Origin of the sequence: Nostoc sp. LPT, from assembly GCF_017115165.1 — a bacterium.
In the GTDB taxonomy this organism is placed as follows: domain Bacteria; phylum Cyanobacteriota; class Cyanobacteriia; order Cyanobacteriales; family Nostocaceae; genus Nostoc.
The window spans coordinates 22286-41191 of sequence record NZ_JABXKF010000048.1 but is presented as its reverse complement, the minus strand read 5'-3'; the positions used below and the strand labels follow the sequence as shown (position 1 = coordinate 41191).

Genomic DNA, 18906 nt, shown 5'->3' with positions numbered 1-18906 from the left:
ACCCTATCATCTGTACTGGCTTAAACTTTGCGCCATGCGGCATTAATCCTCGATTTACCTGGTACGATTTCTATAAGTCCTTTACGCCGAAGCCTATCAAAAATATTATTAATTGCTGCACGTGATTCTACTCCAATCACTTCTCGAGCAATACGATTACTTATTTCTTCATGATCTGTAAGATAGTTCATGACTAGTTGCTCATACTCTGGATACCTCTCATATACTGAAATTACATTTTCTTGACTATAGTCAATAGTTCCAATTTTGCACCATGCTGCATTTCTTTTTGCTCTTCCCAAAACAGCCTCAATAAGTCCTCTATCTCTTAGTCTACAAAATGCCTCCTTAATAGTTGCTTCTGAACCAATTCCAGTTTCCTGTCGAGCAATTTTGTTAGTAATCTCTTTGTGATCGTCTAAATATGCCATTATTGTTGCTTCTATTGAAGCTAGAGGTTCGTGTTTAATGTGTACAACTACAGAAGTTTCAGTTTCATATATATCGGGGGGTTGTAGTCTTAACCGAGCCATTGCCTGGAAAGCAGTATTCAGACCCTCTCCAACATCTTTATTAGGTGGGTTGGGAAATTTGTTGATTATACGAACAATAGCTCCGTTACGTGCATACTGCTCTTTAAGAATATTTTTTACTGTAATGTGACCAGGCAATTTTCCTGGATTTTCAATTTCGATTCTGTTGTCAAAAATGCGAATATGAGTATCAGAGGCTATACTGTAGTCTCTATGTAGCAAAGCATTGGTTACAATTTCATGAATAGCTTCTTCTGGATAGGTGATTGATTCTAATCCTTTATCTCCTACTTTTGGAATTCCTTCAACAATTTCTTTTGTTCTTGCTACTGATTGCATAATTTGGTCATATAAACAACCTTCAATAGTTATTGCATTGAAGGCAAGAGTGTCTCTTGTTCCTTCTAAGTCTTTTGTTTTATATCGATAGATTTTAACACCACAATGCTTTGGAAAAATGGCTTGCGGCTCATCAGTAAAGAGTAAAATACCTGCAATTATCGGCTTATTTCTTTGAATTAATTGCTGTTTTCTGAGCCACAATTCAGCTTCAGTAGTTGGAATTACAAAGTTAATAAATTGGAATATTACCTGTGAGGTTGTAATTACCTCAAGTTCCACGTCAATAGTTCTTCTCTCAAATGACTCAATACCCTTGTCGAGCCTTAATCTTTCTAGAGCTTGTTGAGTTTTAATAGGCAGAGTTTGTGCTCCACGTCTTAAATATGGAACACCATCTGAAGCCTCCATTACTCCTCGTGATTTAAGGATTGCCACTTGCAGAACTAAACCAGGAGAATCTTGGGAAATAAGAAATGTATATGAAAAACCATCTCCAAGAGGAAAAAGTTGTTCAAAAATTTGTAAATGCCCATTTGCAGATTCCTGATCAGCAAAACCTCGCCAATATCTTGTTTTTTTGCCTTCTAGAGTATCCTCATCAATGCCAATAAAAAGTTCTCCACCATCAGCATTAGCAAATCCAGAAATAAATTTACATAATTTCCCTGGTTGTACATCGATCCCCTTCAGGTCGAGAAAATGGCTTTCTTCAGATAGAAGTATTTGATCTAACTGATCAGAGGTAATTTTAACTGCTTCAATTGATATATAATTATGGGCGATCTAATGAGTCTTAGATTTTTGGCATGTATCTTCAGCACACAATGTAACCTAATGAGGGGCTAACCCAGTTCTAGTATCCTCAATTATCTTGTTTTTGTGAATTAATTTTGCTACTGATGCGGCTGTGTTTGAGCGTTCCTCCAGGCATGGGTACAATTTCTCCATCTCGATATTCGCTGCGCCCTTCGGCTTTTTCTTCGATTGCACGATATTCATCCAAGCTGTAGCGGCGCGAGATGGTAGAAATCATAGGTCTTAGGCGATCGCATTGGCTATAAGACAACAATATTATTTTGTCACAGATTTGCTTGTGAGGTAATATCATACTGCAATGCGATGCCTCCAGCGAGCTACGCCAACGGCAACGCATCTATCAACTGTTTTTAACCATCCAAACAAAAAATCCGAGAATTTGTTCCACTGGTGGGAGAGGATAATCCATCAAATCGATAGTGACAAGATTATCCTCCAACTTCAGGAATCGCCATTGCGTACCACTGCTAATAGAACCATAGATTACGACAACTGGACGATTTTTTGCAGCGTTGAATTTCTGTGCTGCAACCATTTCTGCAATACATTGTCCAAACCCAGTTCTTAAATCTGCTTTTTTTGCTTCCACAATGACAATTGCAGGCGCTTCAATTTCTAGCACTTCCGGCGAACGACTTAAAAGGAAATCACATATTCCATTCAGTCCAATTGACTCATCGACTGTAAAATCTTCTCCAGAAAATAAGCTAATTTGGCGATTTAATATCCGTCTAACTTCTAATAATACAGGGTAAATTATTCCTTCGGAACGAGCTTTTTCACTTGACGAAGAAGCTAGTGGTAGACTTTCTTCAAGATATGCCGTCAGTGTAGCAGATGCTTCAATGGGTTCGGTGGCAGGAATGAATCGCCCACCCTCCTGTGTTTTTAACCCAAAAGCGTCTTTAACTTTACTGATAGTTGTAAACTGACTATAAGGCATAAGTGATCAGTACGGGATGGCTGGTAGAACACGCAAGTCAGATTATCGCCGCAAACCACGCCCAGTGGTGAACCAAACAGTGAAGCTTGTGGAGTGATTGGCTGTGAATCAGTAAACGTATTATATAGAAAACCTGTTTGCGAGCGTTACTTACAAACAGGCTTGACTTCTTTTAGCTTTCTAATTAAGCCTGTTCCCAAAGCTGACGTACATAGTCAGGTAGCCAGCTAGCAATTTCCTGAATCCGCTCTTCGGAAAGCTCGTCTTTGGTGGCAGAAAATACTGCTTTAACCGCTTGCTCTCGATCGACTGATCGCGGCATTCCACTTTCATTAGCAACTCGGAACAGGAAGCGATCGGAATCTATATTAAAGATACCTGGGCCTTTGAAGGGTGGACGAACCCGGCTTAAAAATCCCACAATTGGATTGGTGTCTTTCCAGAGATCGGACACTTCAAACTGGAGTGCTTTTTCATCCGTAGGTATAGCCTCTGTATGCAGTTCTGCCTCAACGCGATCGCTGGCTTCTGTGGTCATTACGTCGCGCATCACGCGAAATACAACTTCGGTAAAGTCTCTTGCATCATAGGGATCTGCAAATCCGGCTTTCACCTGGACTTTTTCTAGGAACGAGCGATGTTCGTCGGGGATTACAGTTCGAGAATCTTCAATCTCCGTTGGGTCAATTTCTGGAACATTTGTTCTAAATGATTCATCAGGCATTGTTTTTTCTTGTGCTTTTTAATATTGAGTCTTTATGCTTACCTTATGTAAGGTCGCACAAATCAAAAACCCTTAGCATCATCCAGAAGTTTGAAATACCACCTATTCAAAAGTTAGAAATTTAGCTGATTAACTGAGATATTTGGCATTAACACGCGCAAGTTTGTTGTGTAGCGATTGCGATCGCTGGTGTTTGTGCCCATAGTAGACATTGCCCATCTGTGTCGAAAAACAGTCAAAATAGATAAGTTGGTATAAAATTAGCCGAAACAAAGATGCTAGAAACAACAAACATCGAGATTAACACTAGCTATGTCAAAGTACCTAACTACGACTTAGAAATCGATGCTTATTTAGCTCAACCAGCACAGCACGGAACCTTTGGCGCGGTTATAGTTTTTCCAGAAATTTTTGGAATCAATAGTAATATTCGAGATATCACCAAACTAATCGCCAAACAAGGATACGTAGCGATCGCTCCGGCGATGTATCAACGTATTGCTCCTGGTTTCGAGGCTGACTTTAGCTCTGAAGATATTGGCTATAGTCCAGAAGCCTATCGGCTGGGCTTGGAATATTATCAACAAGTAAAATATCAAGAAATATTCAGCGATATTCAAGCTACCATTACTTACCTCAAAACTTTACCCAATGTCAAAGATGATGCGCTCGGTGTCATTGGTTTCTGTTTTGGCGGTCATGTTGCTTATATAGGTGCAACTTTACCCGATATCAAAGCCACAGCTTCGTTTTATGGTGGTGGGATTACTACTGCTAGTTATGGTGAAGACACTCCAACCATTAATCGTACCTCAGAAATTAAAGGTACTATTTATGCATTTTTTGGTACAAGAGATGCATTAGTTTCCCAGGAAGAAAACGAGCAAATTGAAGCAGAACTCCAAAAACATCAAATAAATCATCGTGTATTTCGATACGATGCCGGACACGGATTCTTCGCTGGATTTTTCAAAGACCAATACCCATTTTTAGCCCAGCACCCAAGTTATAACCCAGAAGCCGCTCCTGATGCTTGGCAACATGTTTTAGAACTGTTTCAAAATCACTTGTGATCCGGGTTGTCGTAAATATCGCACTCATCGGACAAGAGTGCGATACTGTCGCCTTTAAGCTTTTGAATTTTTAAGTAGTAATTGACAACCACATAAAAACGGATTTGGACTGTCTGTGCGATCGTCTGCAAGCACTTCAATGGTCAGCTTGCTGTTATAAATCAATTCGTCATAATCCATCAATGCATCCCACTTGATCTTGCCAGTCGGGAAGCCTAGCTGTGAAGCTGCATCAGATATCAACTCTTGCCATTTCTGAATCTCTGGATCTTGCGATTTGCAGTAATCGAGAATGGCAATCAAGGCACCAGGTTTGGTAACTCGCAGAATCTCTGCAAGTGCACCGACTGGATCGTTAACGACACAGAGTGTATATCCCGATGCTGCTGCATCAAAGGTATTATCAGGAAAATCAAGATTGCAAAGATCCGATACCTTAAAGGTAATGTCTGCGGATACGCGCTTTTTACGTGCTTCATCCATCATCTTATGAGAAAGATCGACACCGACGACACGTACACCTTCAGGATAGGCTGGAAGATTAAGACCTGTTCCTACTGCAGCATCTAGGGCAGTTTGTCCTGGCTTTAGCTGCAAGGAAGCAATTAGGGGTTCGCGATCAATGTGCCAGTAACGCTTTAGAATTGCGTCATAATCCACAGATCCCTGATCGTAGGTTTCAATCACCTGATGTATCTGCATAGATTTTTTAACAAACAGGACTACTGATTTTAAATTTCTGTTCAACTGTATAATCTATAGCGCTCAAAATTCGTATATTATATTACCAGCAAAATAACTTCACAATAGACGAGATTCTGATTACACCCTTAACCACTTGTCCTGATGAGCGATCGCCCTAAACAGCAAATCATTGTTCAAGCTTCGGAAATTAGCAAAGGTATTGTTATTTACAGTATTTTACAAGTTAATCAAGTACACCCCTCCTCAACTTGAAATCTGCTGTATAATCCAAAATCTAAGTAGGTCGGCAGCATAAAACCAAACTATGTTAACAAAAAGGAACGAGGTTAAAACCCTCTTTCCTCCTGCCTCCTGCCTTATCCCAACGACAAATATTTACACCCGCCTACTTATATCTTCCTGTTCCCCAAGCCTCAGCTATAATTCATAGTTCAACCATTCCTTAGCTGCAGAGGAATCTGAATGATAAACTCAGTTCCTTTTCCAGGATTTGAAAAGCACTCCAGTTTACCGTTATGTTTTTCTGTGACGATTTGGTAGCTGATAGACATACCCATTCCTGTTCCTTTGCCAATGGGTTTAGTGGTGAAAAAGGGATCGAATATTCGTTGTTGAAATTCTTTAGATATACCAACTCCGTTATCAGCGATCGCCACTTCCAGCCAGGTTGAATTAACTACGGATGTGCGAATCTTAATTTGACTGGGATTGTTCTCAATCTCCTGATAGGTACGCTTAATATTATTTTCTTCTAAAGCATCAATCGCATTTACTAAAATATTCATAAACACCTGATTAAGTTGTCCGGCATAGCATTCTACTGGGGGTACATTGTCGTAGTCTTTAATCACCTCAATTTCAGCTTGTTCTGGTTTACCTTTGAGGCGGTGCTGCAAAATCATCAAAGTACTGTCGATGCCTTCATGAATATCGACGCGCTTAAATTCTGCTTCATCAATGCGAGAGAAATTCCGCAACGACAGTACAATTTGGCGGATGCGATCGGTGCCTACTTTCATAGAAGACAATAATTTTGGTAAGTCTGACTGCAAAAACTCCAGATCGATGTCTTCAGCAACAGTTTGAATTTCAGCAACAGGGTAGGGATGATATTGCTGATATAACTGCATAAGTGCTAATAAATCCTGCGTATATTCCTGCACATGAGTGAGGTTGCCATGAATAAAGTTGACTGGATTATTAATTTCGTGTGCAACTCCAGCAACTAGTTGTCCCAAACTAGACATTTTTTCACTTTGAATAACTTGAGATTGACTGCGCCGCAATTCCTCTAATGTATTTTTAAGTTCAGTGGTACGTTCTTCTACCCGGTCTTCTAGTTCTTCCTTGCTTTTCTCTAAAGCCGTAAACGATTCATGCAGTTGTCCTGCCATGTGGTTGAAAGAGTTAGACAGAGTATTAAGTTCTCGAATACCGCTAGTTTCTACTGTCTGATTTAGATTGCCAGATGCCATTGCCTCACTTGCCCAATTCAAGCGCAGAATTGGGCGTACAATCCAATGAGAGGTAAACACGCCCATCGCTGAGGCCACAACTAATGCGCCCAAACAAAGGGCGATCGTGGTGTGCGTGTTAGCGTTAATTTGGGTCATGAATGTGTTCTCTGGCACACTCACCACCATCAGCCAATCCAAACCATATTTGTCACGCCAAGGTAGAACATTGACAAAATTCCGTTTTCCTTCCACCTCAAGTTGAAAATCTGTATCTTGGGTGATAGAGCCAAACCCGGAGATTTGGAGGTGTCTGGCAATGTTCTGTATTATTGGGTCAGAACTGTCGATCGCCCGCAATCTCTTAACTTTTTGATTAATCAGGGTAAAGGGCTTCTCTGTACCAGAACTGGCGATTAATGTGCCATCCCGCTCCAGAAGAAACACCCGCCCAGACTGACTGATATCTAAACTGCGTAAAAAATTGCTCAGTTTCAACAGGTGAATGTCTGTAGCAATCATTCCTAACAAACGATTTTGCGAATCATAGATCGGACGGCTAGCAGAGGCAGCGATGTAGGGGCCAGTGGGATAATAATTTCCAGTCACAATCTTTGCCCAAATGGGTTTACCAGCAGCGATGGGTTGGGTGTACCAAGATTCACTCAAATTGTCCCAATTCCACCGAGCATTAACCTGAGTTCGATTGCCTTGCTCATCAGTACCGTAGGTGTAGACATTGTTTGGAGGCTTGGCAGTCCAATCATCAATGGTGATCGTTTTGCCATCATAATTAGCGGCTCCAATTCCTTCACCCGTCGTTAATCCGATACCAATATAAGTCAAGTCATAGGCCTGCATCTGATCCCAGAAATACTTGCCAAGAGTTTTGCGATGCCTAAGGCGGGCTGCATCTACGCGTACATCTAATATTCCCCTGCGGATGGCATCTGCGTTAATCTGATTAAGCGTTTGCGGAATGGAAAGATAAGACTTCAGGTGTTCATCCACGACATCGCTGCTGCGATCTATCAACTGTCCTGCCAGGTGATTAACTGCTCTTTGTCCATTTTTAAAGGACAAATAACCCACTAAGCTGACTGCTGCAAAAATTTGAATCACGAAGGGAACAATAAGAACAATCTGTAATGGGAACGCCTTAGCTTTGCTGAGATAGGGAGTCTTCATTGCTGGAAACTGAAAGTTGTGCTGATTTGATTTGCTTTATAGTTCCCAAGATGTTCGCATACTCACCTTTGTTTAAATTTTTTTGTCAAGTCAAAAGCGGCTTGAGGGTGGAATGGTACTTTCTTAAGCAAAAATTGCTGCCCAGATCCCCAACTTCTACCCTCCGGGTGTCTGCCAGAAGTCGGGGATGTAAATCCAGCATATTTAGTAAATGACATTTAGATTTAGGGTGCGTTGCGGGGGTTCCTTCTCCTGTATTCGTCTTGCTTCCTTCCAGGGAAATCAGGTATTGCCCGCCCAACTCACTGACTCTCCGTTGTAGCAGCTGGCGCGACACAAAAAAATCAGAGTTTGAGATGTTCTAGATATTAGCAATAGCATCAGCACAAAATTTGGTTTTTTTAATGTATTTTCATGAGTTCAACTTTTAAATTCGGAGTAATTTATGCAGCAATTTCAAGTAATCTCAGATAGTTTGAATATGCGTTCAGCACCGATCGTTGACGAAGCTAATCAAATAGCAGCTCTTCCCAAAGGATATATTGTATCTAAAATTAAAAACTCAGATAATGACAAGTGGTGGAAGGTTGCAACCATTCTTGAAGGAAAAACTTTAGAAGGTTTTGTCGCTCAAAAATTCCTGAGTCCAGTCACAAAATTTTCTATCAAGACTGTTCTTAAAATTGGTGAAATTCCTATTCTCCAGGGAAATGGAGAATCTGCATTTTTCTATGAAGCAGGTATGAGCATTAATGCTGATGGTGCGCCTAATGCTTATCACCCCGCAGATAAAGGGATTGATTTTTTGGCAAATGCTGGGTATTCAGATAACTGGTGGGCACTCGTTGTAGATAAAAACGGCAATCCATTTATTCAAGGCAGTACCGATCCATATCCTGGATACTATATTTCTACGACTGCATTATTTGACTCTGGATTTGTTAAACAAGATCCACGTCGCTATGTTGATTCAACAAATATTCCGTATATTGTTCTTCCAGGAAATGGTGATTTTAGAAAGGCTACAGGTGTTAAATTAGGAGATTTTGCAGTTGTTTACAACACTAATAATGAAAAACTCGCTTTTGCAATTTATGCTGATGTTGGGCCTAAAAACCAGATTGGAGAGGGTTCAATAGCTTTGTCTCAGGCTGTTGGAAACGATCCATTAGTACAATCAAGAGTCAGGCGAGGAATTCCCAAGGATATCGTTTATATTGTTTTTCCAGGTTCTGGAAATGGACAGCCAAGAACAATTTCAGAGATAGAAGTTGAAACTAAACGGTTCTTTGAAATATGGGGTGGCGTAGAACGGATAAAGTCTCTATAAAAGTGTACCTGATGCAAATTTAGTTGCAGTAGAGACGTAGCAGTGCTACGTCTCTTTTTCGGAGAGCGATGTCTACGATACACTTTGCGAATGCGTCTATGCAATCATTTTTGCTTGAAAAAATTTTGCGTAGAATAGCACATATTAAGTTGTCGCTGCTGGTTTCTTTCCATTCTTGCTCTCCACACTGGCAACGAATGACGGTTGCTCATCATTGATTGGCGATTCCCCTCGCAGTCCCTTACGACGCTGATTTTTAGGAACTCCTCCCGCCATACCGTACTCGACACTGCTTTTGCCATATCGAGTTCCCACTGCCATTAGCATGTGTTCTGTCATATCTCCCAACTCGCCTTCTGTTTCCAGCATTTCACGATATAATTTATCCAAGCTGGAAAGGGCACTGTTATATGCATTTTCTCTAGTTCGCATCGTTTCGATTAGGGTAGAAAAGGCAGGTAAAGTAAGTCCATTACCTAAATCTAAACTTGGATCGATTGAGTTGATGCTAGCTGCACGACGCACTGCTTTTTCTAGCACTAAAGAAGTTCTTTTTCTCCGAGCCACGATCTACACCTTCTAATAGAGTACGGTTAATATTCTTTACCTTAAAAGGCTTACGTATAGATCAGCCTGAGAGAATTCTGGCAAATCTGCAATGATTTTTGCTACAAGGGCAATATTTGTCATGAATGCGCGAAATACTGAAATGAGAAAGCAAACTGGGGTTTGAGAAAGTAAAAGCTGCTTTTGCTTGCGGAAAACACCAAAATGAGTAAGTAAAAGCTGCTTTTGCTTGCGGAAAACACCAAAATGAGAAAGCAAAAGCTGCTTTTGAGTAAGTAAAAGCTTATTTTACTTGCGGAAAACACCAAAATGAGTGAGTAAAAGCTGCTTTTGAGTAAGTCAAATGCCATTTTGCTTACTAAATTTGACTTTATCCATATTTTTGTGCTGCAATGACTAGTTTTGATCGTTGTGATGGTAGTGGGCGATTTGGGAAGATGTTTTGTCTGTACGGTTATATGCGTCACAGATTGCAAGCTTCGCTGACAAGTGATGAAGTTGACGTAAAAGACAAATAAAAAGGGAATAAGAACTGCGATCGCATTAACCCAATTGCTCGTATAAGTGCGATCGCGACACCAAAAACACTGACTTTAACAAATTGCAGATGTATTGTAGACTTCTCTAACATTTTTAAGTAGTGGTAATTTTATGTCTAATTTGTTACAATGATTATTTCAGTTAACAGTCTCCAGAAAGATGACAGAAGTTACGCCACATCCAGAGTGCCCCTTTACACCAAAAACATTTGAGCTTCTTGAAAAATTTAAAAATAATTCAAGTAAAGATTTTTATCTAACACATGAAAAGGAATTTAAAGAGTATCTCGAACAGCCTCTTCAGAAAATTTATAAGTATGTCGCGGCTCAATTAGAAGGTGAGAGGGTAATTGTAATCTTGTTGGAAGTCGCCGAACAAACAGGATACAACCTAGAAGAACAATGTTTGGTTGGTAAAGATAAAACTGGAATTTTCGTTAGAGTTTTTCCCAATGGAAAACCAGTCATTATGTTAACTCATCCACAGCATAAAACTATAATTAAACTAATTCCTGAGCGAACATATAGTACAAGTGGCAAACTCTATAGTTCTAGCTTTATACAGCGTCCTGATATAGCTTTAGAAGTACAGCTTCCAGATGGTTCACATTTAGTCTATATATTTGACCCCAAATACAAATTTGAAAGTGATGAGGCAGAAAATATAGGCAGAGAAAGCAAGCCCAAAAAACAGGATATCGACAAAATGCACACTTATTGCAACGCAATCCGAGACAATGAAGGTCAGCAAGTAGTAAATTATGCTGCGATTCTTTACCCTGGTTCTTATATATCTTACCAAGATGGACAAATTGAGGCTTTGCCAGCTTATCCAGGAGTTGAAGCTGAACTTAGAACGCATTTACATCGCATTTTAAGTAAAGCTTTGAATTAAAATTGAGATGCTCCCCTTTCTGAATCCTTCTGCAATTTCAGATTTATACGCGGTTTGAAGTCAATTGTTCAGTTATCGCTTAGTGCTGAAAGCAACTGAGCCAGAACGAGTATTAGATTTGGTAGTTCCAGTAGGTACCTACCGAAAATACTCTACTTGGCTTCGGGAAAATTTCAGACAACAAATGTACTAGAAAATTTCACTGTTTCTACTCCAGCCTTTGAATTGGGGAAGGTGATTAACATTGATTTGAGTAAACAGCAAATTTACACTAGCTTACCTACATTTGACTGAAGCTCGGTTCTAGGTGAACCGAGCATTGATTGAGATTTGATTTAACGATCATCATGGCGCTTAGACGATGTTTTAAAAGTCCCTAAAGTGATAATTTTGCAGTTATGCACTGGGTTAAGTACAACGCCAAATTAAGGTTTTAGCTATGTACTAATATGCAATGATTTGCTAACTATGAGAGCAAAAAATCTTTTAAAACATCATCTTAAACAAGCGCAATTGCTTTTGTATTAAGACAAAGGAATTTTACTTGCGAGTTAAATTAAGCAGTTCTTTGGGAGAAGCAAGTAAGTCAATACCTACAAAGTAAATTTGACCTTGAGGATCGAGTAAAAATCGCCAAGCAATGTTCATCCCAACATTACCTCCAAACCAAGGAGTTTCGACCGTACCAGTAATTTTATGCTGTGTATAACCATCTTCTATAGTTTCCGAAACGCCTTTGGTTGGCTTCATTACTAACCCTTGTCCCTCATCTCGTAGGTAGGAAGTGATAGCTTCTCGACCAACAATTGGTTTTTGGAAGGGTGGTTGCAGCGCACCATTATTAGCAAATAAAGCAACAGCAGCTTCAAAGTTATCTGCATTCATGGCTTCAATGTATTTCACCACTGTCGGTTCTGTAACTCCTTCAATAGTAAATTGGGGAGTTAGGGATGTACGTGGGAACTTAAAGTTTATGACTTCTGCCTGTTTGTTATTAGCCAGAGACGGATCAAACCCCATATTTACTACAGTATTGCGTAGTACAGTAATTTGCTGACTCTGATCGATTCTCTGAACAGCTTGTAGCACTGCTTTAACTTGAGTTGACATTTCATAGCCAACTGGCATAGGAGCGACAATACCCTCTTTCATCCACTCTCCTAACTGCCACCAGAATCCCAGCTTGGCGTTGACACCAAAGTATGCATAGGAACGGCTAATAGGAGTATCAGCATTACTCGCTAAATCTCCCATTAATTGCGTTTGTTCTTCATGAGACATTTGCTTAATTTGGTTGAATATACCTTCCATTAATTGGAGATTTGCTTTTCCGGGAGCAGCTGGAGTAATTGTACGACCTATTTCAGCGTAGGCATACCAAAGAAATGCCAGTTGATCCTCAATGTTCAGTTCAGCAAACATTGCTGTAGTAGCTGGAACAGCATCTGCCACTTGAGTGCTAGAGAAAATATTGCGTGCGGAATCGATAGTATAACTCATGCTTATTACCTTAAAGATTTAGCTATTCAGTAGTTGGTTTTGGCTACAATTTTGCAGCTTAGGGGATAAATCTAGGGCATTTTTCTGGATGACACAATTATCCCTAGATATCTAAATCCGAATTATTATCATTCACTACTCTGGCATCATAACTGGTAAAGGTTAACAAAAGACTAAGATTTATAATATTTATCTGATGAATATCATTGAATGAAATGTATATCCACTATTTGTTTTTCAAGTTTATAGTTTAATAAAAGTGTTTTTTGAAAAACATATCTTCCTGAAGAAAGATATGTAGCTATATAGTATCTATCTATATAGATATATCTGCATTTTAGACTTTTTTAGCAATAAAAATACAATTGGTTAATTGCTCAACTTTGTTTAAAACTGGCCGATAGTATTTCGGATAGTGAGGCACGTCGAGGGATGCAGGATTTCTGGCAGATTTCTATTCCACCGGAGGCTATTGCTTGAGCGATCGCATTTGAAAAATTATTGCAGACATCAGGTAATACTGCTTACGCAGAAGCGGGGCAAGATTTTTGGTGACATTTCGTAAATTTGCCAATGATGGACTAATGGATTCCATAATGCTATTTATGATTAAGCAAGCTGCATCACGACGGTAGCCCCATAATCATCTCAATGTACCCGACCCCAGTTGTGCTTTAGGATATTTTCTCTATAATGCTAAAAAGGTAATTGCAAGACTACGCTGAGAAACCATGCAACTCGAAGCAATAAAGATTGACGTAGCGATCGCAGCCAAGTTTGTTCAATTAGTGCTGAGCTGCATCAACCAAGAGTATCCGCACAACAATATTTTTTGGTTTGAAAGCGATGAGGACATTAAGCCGCCACGCGAATTAATGCCAGCATTTTATGGTTGTTTGGATTGGCATTCTGCCGTACATGGGCATTGGTTACTTGCAAGGCTAGCTCGTTATTTTCCTGATGCTGAATTTCAGCCGACAGCAAGACAAGCACTAACCCAAACCCTGACTCCAGAGAAAATTCAAGGAGAAATTAACCATTTTAATCGATGTCCCTTCTTTGAGTGTCCTTATGGATTTTCATGGCTGTTGCAACTTGCGACAGAATTGCGTGAATGGAATGATTCTCAAGCTAAAGAATGGCTAGCTGCGTTAGAACCGTTAGAAACCTTAGTTGCCAACAACTTTTATCGCTGGCTTGAAAAACTCGAACTTCCCGATCGCACTGGAGCACACTTTCAAACCGCGTTTCCACTTGGTTTAGCACTCGATTGGGCACAAAGTAGGAAGAATAAAGACTTTGCCGATCTGATCGAAGACAAAGCCCAAAAATTTTATCGGAGCGATCGTAACTATCCATTACATTTTGAACCATTAGGTTATGATTTTGTCTCTCCCTGTCTTGGGGAAGCGGATTTAATGCGACGCATTTTTTCACCAACAGATTTTGCAAATTGGCTTACCGATTTTCTTCCACATTTACTCACAAAAGATGCAGTAAACTGGTTGCAACCCCTACAAATAACTAAACCCAACGACTATTTACAATCTCATTTTCGGGGTCTAAATCTCAGTCGAGCTTGGATGCTTGAGGGAATAATCTCTCGATTACCCGATAACGATTCTCGACTCGATACCCTGCGTTCTGTTACTGTTTTACATCGCCAGTGCGGGTTGGTAGATGTTGCAAGTGACCATTATTCTAGTAGTCATTGGTTGGGAACGTTTGTAGTTTATCTTGTAACCGCACGTGGATTAGATAGATATAGAAATCCTACCTGGACTGGATTAAATAATTGATTATACCTAAAATTATTAAATGAGCCGGGTAAAATACATAGAACCATTTAGCTCGTGAACCTTGTTTACCATTAAATTGAAAAACAATCAATCCTGCAAGAATTGCCCAACCTTGAAATATATTAAGCATGGATAGGATTACTAAAATAAAAAAGTGAAAAATGCACCAGTAGAGCAACCATACTTGGGGTTTGAGCTTGTCTATTAGGGACATCAAGAAAATTACTCCAATCCCATAAGTTCCATATTCAACACCCAAGCCCTCGGCAACTACTGCACACAAGCCGATAATTATTAATTGCTGCCATAATTGTGGGTAACGCTTTACTAAGCGCAACATCACAAGTCCAAGAAGAAGCGTGAACAGAATATTAAGTGATAAGCTCTGGAAAACAATACTATAGATTGGTTGAGATATAATTGCTGTAATTAATAGTCTCCTCCCATAGCGGTGTACATTATGGGTATGTTTTTCGCCTTCAGCCAGAAGCCATGCAAAGAGGGGAAAGCTCAATCGCCCCAAGAAGTGCAAGATTACCAACTCTGGCATTAGCAAATAGCACACATGATCCATAACCATAAATACTGCTGCTAAAATTTTAATGCTAAAAGCTGAAACTTTAATCACAACGTTACAGTTACCTTGGATTCCTTGATATAGAATCCCGAAAATTTTATTTATTTAATATAAGAGTTATTCAAAATACTAGCAATTTGATAACATTAACAAAAAGGGCAATGTTTACGATGGGCTGTTACCCTCCTGCGTCGCTCTAAGCATACTCCTACGGAGAAGCAAGCTACGCGTCGCGTCTCATAGAGAAGCTATGCCAAAGGCTTTACGCTACGCTATCGGTAACACCCTCTTCAGCAGAAAATGCAGAAACACTATGGCAAAGCGTAAAAAAAGCAATCTTCAGTGGATTAAAGAAACACTTGAACTAAAACCCGATCATCGTTGGGAATCTCCATCAGGTTACAAAATTTTTGTCGCAGATCGAGGCGCTGTTCGTTTCAATGTTCCCCAAAATTGGGTTTTTGAGCCACAAGAGAAATCCTTCAAGTTCATGGATAAAAAACCGCCCAACGATGATTGCTGTCTGGAAGTATCTTTTAATCGCCTGCCACCCAACGACTGGAGCCAGTTTCCGCTAAAATCTACCTTGAAGAAAGTCCTGGAAGACGACAGCCGCAACATCATTGAGAGGGGAGAAATTGTTACCGTCAAGCGTCAAACCGCCAGAATTGTCTGGACAGAGATGAAGTTCATTGACACTCAAGAAGAACCACGGGAAGCTTTTTCGCGAACTTGCATTGGTTTAGGGTCGAATGTTCAATGCTTAATTACATTCGATTATTGGGCAGATCAAGCAGAACAATTAATACCCGTTTGGGATGAAGCGATGCGTAGTCTTACATTAGGATTGTATATTCGTGACCCCATGACTGGTTTAGCTTTTCCAGACTGAAGCCCAAGAATAATTGCTCAAACTTCTTGGCAAATATCAATGAAAACACTATTTATCTTAATTGGCCCAAAAGGAGCAGGTAAAACTCATATTGGAACCTTGGTTAATGCTCAAATGGCAATCAAATTTCTTCCTGTAGAGCCAATATGGATTGATTATTTGAAGAATGGCGCCAAGGATCGAGATGGATGGGATATTGTTGAGGAAGAAATTGATCGAGTATTTGAAAGCAATGATCGGGTAATGATAGAGTCACTTGGGGCAGGAGAGGGTTTTACTAGTACAGCACGGCGTAAATAAACCACCCCTGACGCTCCTGCGTTGCTAACGCTGCGCTAACGGGTGACGCTCTCTACGAGACGCTGCGCGTAGCTTGCAACTCTTACAGAGTACGCAGGTTCGCTAACGCTGCGCTAACGGCAGTTCCTCATGGGGAGCCACTGCGGTCTTCTCCCAAGGGGAGACGCCAAGGGCGATGGGGTCTCCCCAAGTGGAGCAAGTGGCGTGGGAACCCCCTCTGAGCGACTGCCTCACGATTCCAAATCAATGAAACGCTAGTGAAATTGCTCAGTCGCAACTGTTTGCATATTTGCCAAGTTCCTGCACAACACGTTGGACTAGTATACATTAATCAAGAGTTTCAAGGACAGCGATCGCCAGGGGTACACGCTTGGTGGTTATTTGGCCGCTCTTTTCAAACCGAAACCATCGACCTGCGACTACAAAATATGGAAGTATCCGGTCAAGACATCCTCTCTAAAGATAAAGTACCTCTGCGGTTGAACTTGACTGCTGGCTTCCGCATTCAAGATCCATTGAGGGCAAAAAACGGGCTGTCAGATATTTCTGGGTTCTTATACAAAGAATTACAGTTTGCTTTGCGTGGTGCAGTCGGCGAACGGAATTTAGATGGTTTATTAGAAGATAAAGGTGCAATTGATAGAAGTATATCTGAATACATTCGCCAGAAAGCCGCAGACTATGGAATTGAAGTAGATTCTGTAGGTGTGAAAGATATTATTTTACCTGGTGAAATTAAGACTATCTTGAGCAAGGTAGTCGAGGCAGAAAAAGCCGCTCAAGCAAACGTAGTCAGGCGTAGAGAAGAAACGGCTGCTACCTGCAGTATGCTAAACACTGCCAAAGTGATGGAGGATAACCCCGTTGCATTGCGTCTAAAAGAACTGGAAGTATTAGAGAGGATTGCAGAGAAGATTGATCGGATTCAAGTTAACGGCAGTTTGGATAGTATTTTAACAGACTTGATTCGGATGAATCCGTAGTGATTTGGTTATTAAAGCTTGAGTGTTGGGTTAGGTTGTGCATTGGTAAATTGAATTGTAAGCAAATGTTTGCGATCGCGCCTAACCCAACGTGTAAAAGTTGCTTGTCTGCCGTTAGCTGAAATAATTAAGTGCGATCGCTTTAGCGGGTTATTGGTTAACAAGTCAGGCAAAGCCCATTAACCAACATCGGTAATAAATAGTCTGGCAATACATTAATGGCTGAACTCGCTCAAATATATTTTCATTTTTTGGTGTAGTAATACTTGCAAAGGTGTATCTTTACCAAGCCCCGTTGGGGCGGGTGTGGGGGTTGCATGGTGGTAGGGGGGGGAAGAACTAGCCCCAACCACCCGCATCGTCAAAAGCCCTGCCCCTTGAGGCAACCGTGTTGTCCGGGGTTTCAATCCCGGACAACACCTTACACCCTTACACCCTTACACCCCTAATGAAACTCAGTCCGCATTAAAATATATACTTGATAGATAAACTTTAATTATGCCGATTCAATGGCATGGAGTCACTGCGATGTCAATTGATGAAGTTAAAAACCAGCAAAATAATGATCTAGCTCAACCTGCTACAGGCTTAATAGAAAGCCAAGTAAAAGCAAAAGATAAGAAAAAATCTAAAAAATCCCAACAGATTTTTGAAGTTAGTACTGAAGCTTTTGTCAAGAAAATTCCTAAAAATACTTTTGAAACTGAACTAGAGCAACTCCAGATTGAGTTAGTCAAAATGCAATACTGGATTAAGCACGTTGGCTATCGGGTTGTTGTAATATTTGAAGGGCGCGATGCTGCCGGCAAAGGAGGAGTAATTAAACGCATTGCCGAGCCACTCAATCCTCGTGGCTGTCGTGTAGTTGCCCTGGGAACCCCCTCTGATCGTGAGAAAACTCAGTGGTATTTTCAACGATATGTGCAACATCTTCCTACAGCAGGCGAAATTGTCCTCTTTGATCGCAGTTGGTACAACCGAGCCGGAGTTGAACGGGTGATGGGTTTTTGTACTGAAGCAGAATATCAAGAATTCATGCAATCTTGCCCTGAATTTGAGCGAATGCTAGTACGTTCAGGCATTGTTTTAATCAAGTACTGGTTCTCCGTCAGCGATGAAGAGCAAGAGGAACGCTTTCTCTCTCGCAGTCACGATCCAGCAAGGCGTTGGAAACTCAGCCCAATGGATTTGGAATCACGTAATCGCTGGGTAGAATTCTCCAAAGCAAAAGATACCATGTTTGCGTACACGAATATTCCAGAAGCCCCCTGGTTTACGATTGAAGCGGATAATAAAAAACGTGCGCGGCTTAACTGCATTCATCATTTGTTGAGCAAAGTTCCTTACGAAGATATGACACCTCCTCCCTTAGAGCTTCCGTCTAGACCTGTGGCTGAGAATTATGTTCGCGCCCCCCGCAATGAGCAGTTCTTTGTCCCTCAAGTGTATTGATCTGCAACTTCTGGCTAATGCTTGAATATGGCAAGAAGCCGAAAGGTTTGTGCAAACGTTATCTATAGGTGTTGCGATCGCCTATAGCTCCTCTCTAAGCTATTTTGGATTCTGGGTAGTGCTGTCAAAAATTAGTCAATTACATTACCTGGGATGCATCGCACACATCATCTCTAAATAGGCAGTGGTATGTTGTCAAGTTGGGGAGACACCGATAGCGTAGCGTTAGCGACGCAGGAGCGTCATAGCTCGTTGTAGACATCCATACGACGGACTACTTCGGGAGCATTTCAC

Annotated in this window: 19 protein-coding genes and 1 pseudogene; 9 read left to right on the top strand and 11 right to left on the bottom strand. The window is 40.7% G+C overall.

Going from position 1 to position 18906, the window contains the following annotated elements:
* Positions 1-20: 20 nt before the first annotated feature.
* The 4 genes from HWQ58_RS10760 to HWQ58_RS10745 form a co-directional block, all read right to left on the bottom strand.
* The gene (locus tag HWQ58_RS10760) at positions 21-1598 is read right to left on the bottom strand and encodes an ATP-binding protein (protein WP_366837750.1); all 1578 of its coding nucleotides are present in this window, start codon (positions 1596-1598) and stop codon (positions 21-23) included.
* Positions 1599-1737: 139 nt separating this feature from the next.
* On the bottom strand, positions 1738-1908 hold the full coding sequence (locus HWQ58_RS10755) for a Uma2 family endonuclease (protein ID WP_292861755.1): 171 nt from the start codon (positions 1906-1908) through the stop codon (positions 1738-1740).
* A gap of 123 nt (positions 1909-2031) precedes the next feature.
* Positions 2032-2634 carry a hypothetical protein gene (locus HWQ58_RS10750; protein WP_292861502.1) on the bottom strand — a complete coding sequence of 201 codons (603 nt, stop codon included), beginning with the start codon at positions 2632-2634 and terminating at the stop codon, positions 2032-2034.
* A 184-nt stretch (positions 2635-2818) separates the two neighbouring features.
* The gene (locus HWQ58_RS10745; protein WP_292861499.1) at positions 2819-3358 is read right to left on the bottom strand and encodes a DUF2267 domain-containing protein; all 540 of its coding nucleotides are present in this window, start codon (positions 3356-3358) and stop codon (positions 2819-2821) included.
* A gap of 275 nt (positions 3359-3633) precedes the next feature.
* Here HWQ58_RS10745 and HWQ58_RS10740 point away from each other — a divergent pair, with 275 nt between their 5' ends.
* Positions 3634-4431 carry a dienelactone hydrolase family protein gene (locus HWQ58_RS10740; RefSeq protein ID WP_292861497.1) on the top strand — a complete coding sequence of 266 codons (798 nt, stop codon included), beginning with the start codon at positions 3634-3636 and terminating at the stop codon, positions 4429-4431.
* Positions 4432-4485: 54 nt separating this feature from the next.
* Here the strand turns inward: HWQ58_RS10740 and HWQ58_RS10735 are convergent, their stop codons facing one another.
* Together HWQ58_RS10735 and HWQ58_RS10730 are read right to left on the bottom strand one after the other, a co-directional pair.
* Positions 4486-5133 carry a class I SAM-dependent methyltransferase gene (locus tag HWQ58_RS10735; protein WP_292861494.1) on the bottom strand — a complete coding sequence of 216 codons (648 nt, stop codon included), beginning with the start codon at positions 5131-5133 and terminating at the stop codon, positions 4486-4488.
* A 434-nt stretch (positions 5134-5567) separates the two neighbouring features.
* On the bottom strand, positions 5568-7778 hold the full coding sequence (locus HWQ58_RS10730) for an ATP-binding protein (RefSeq protein ID WP_292861491.1): 2211 nt from the start codon (positions 7776-7778) through the stop codon (positions 5568-5570).
* A gap of 445 nt (positions 7779-8223) precedes the next feature.
* Between HWQ58_RS10730 and HWQ58_RS10725 the strand changes: the two genes are divergently transcribed.
* On the top strand, positions 8224-9108 hold the full coding sequence (locus HWQ58_RS10725) for a glycoside hydrolase family 75 protein (protein WP_292861488.1): 885 nt from the start codon (positions 8224-8226) through the stop codon (positions 9106-9108).
* Between the two features lie 144 nt (positions 9109-9252).
* Here the strand turns inward: HWQ58_RS10725 and HWQ58_RS10720 are convergent, their stop codons facing one another.
* On the bottom strand, positions 9253-9675 hold the full coding sequence (locus tag HWQ58_RS10720) for a hypothetical protein (protein ID WP_292861485.1): 423 nt from the start codon (positions 9673-9675) through the stop codon (positions 9253-9255).
* Positions 9676-10067: 392 nt separating this feature from the next.
* Between HWQ58_RS10720 and HWQ58_RS10715 the strand changes: the two genes are divergently transcribed.
* Together HWQ58_RS10715 and HWQ58_RS10710 are read left to right on the top strand one after the other, a co-directional pair.
* On the top strand, positions 10068-10193 hold the full coding sequence (locus HWQ58_RS10715; RefSeq protein WP_292861482.1) for a hypothetical protein: 126 nt from the start codon (positions 10068-10070) through the stop codon (positions 10191-10193).
* A gap of 181 nt (positions 10194-10374) precedes the next feature.
* Positions 10375-11109 (top strand): nuclease domain-containing protein, encoded by a 735-nt coding sequence (locus tag HWQ58_RS10710; protein WP_292861479.1) that lies wholly within the window; start codon positions 10375-10377, stop codon positions 11107-11109.
* A 540-nt stretch (positions 11110-11649) separates the two neighbouring features.
* Here the strand turns inward: HWQ58_RS10710 and HWQ58_RS10705 are convergent.
* Both HWQ58_RS10705 and HWQ58_RS10700 read right to left on the bottom strand, forming a co-directional pair.
* Complete coding sequence (locus HWQ58_RS10705) at positions 11650-12609, bottom strand: orange carotenoid protein N-terminal domain-containing protein (protein ID WP_292861476.1); 960 nt, start codon at positions 12607-12609, stop codon at positions 11650-11652.
* Positions 12610-13078: 469 nt separating this feature from the next.
* Positions 13079-13204 carry a hypothetical protein gene (locus HWQ58_RS10700; protein ID WP_292861473.1) on the bottom strand — a complete coding sequence of 42 codons (126 nt, stop codon included), beginning with the start codon at positions 13202-13204 and terminating at the stop codon, positions 13079-13081.
* 136 nt (positions 13205-13340) lie between these two features.
* Here HWQ58_RS10700 and HWQ58_RS10695 point away from each other — a divergent pair, with 136 nt between their 5' ends.
* Complete coding sequence (locus HWQ58_RS10695) at positions 13341-14408, top strand: DUF2891 domain-containing protein (protein WP_292861470.1); 1068 nt, start codon at positions 13341-13343, stop codon at positions 14406-14408.
* Here HWQ58_RS10695 and HWQ58_RS10690 read toward each other — a convergent pair.
* A complete protein-coding gene (locus tag HWQ58_RS10690; protein WP_292861467.1) occupies positions 14383-15036 on the bottom strand; it encodes a TraX family protein in 654 nt (217 codons plus the stop codon). The two genes, HWQ58_RS10695 and HWQ58_RS10690, sit on opposite strands and share 26 nt — an antisense overlap.
* A 262-nt stretch (positions 15037-15298) precedes the next feature.
* Between HWQ58_RS10690 and HWQ58_RS10685 the strand changes: the two genes are divergently transcribed.
* The 3 genes and pseudogenes from HWQ58_RS10685 to HWQ58_RS10675 all read left to right on the top strand — a co-directional run.
* The gene (locus HWQ58_RS10685) at positions 15299-15877 is read left to right on the top strand and encodes a hypothetical protein (RefSeq protein WP_292861464.1); all 579 of its coding nucleotides are present in this window, start codon (positions 15299-15301) and stop codon (positions 15875-15877) included.
* Between the two features lie 39 nt (positions 15878-15916).
* Positions 15917-16177, top strand: a complete 261-nt coding sequence (locus HWQ58_RS10680) for a hypothetical protein (protein ID WP_292861462.1) — start codon at positions 15917-15919, stop codon at positions 16175-16177.
* A gap of 266 nt (positions 16178-16443) precedes the next feature.
* Positions 16444-17160, top strand: a pseudogene (locus tag HWQ58_RS10675) (slipin family protein); the annotation flags it as partial.
* A gap of 11 nt (positions 17161-17171) precedes the next feature.
* Here the strand turns inward: HWQ58_RS10675 and HWQ58_RS10670 are convergent.
* On the bottom strand, positions 17172-17333 hold the full coding sequence (locus HWQ58_RS10670; protein ID WP_292861459.1) for a hypothetical protein: 162 nt from the start codon (positions 17331-17333) through the stop codon (positions 17172-17174).
* A 325-nt stretch (positions 17334-17658) separates the two neighbouring features.
* Here HWQ58_RS10670 and ppk2 point away from each other — a divergent pair, with 325 nt between their 5' ends.
* Positions 17659-18612, top strand: coding sequence for a polyphosphate kinase 2 (gene ppk2 / locus HWQ58_RS10665; RefSeq protein ID WP_292861456.1), 954 nt, complete (start codon positions 17659-17661; stop codon positions 18610-18612).
* Positions 18613-18906 lie beyond the last annotated feature (294 nt).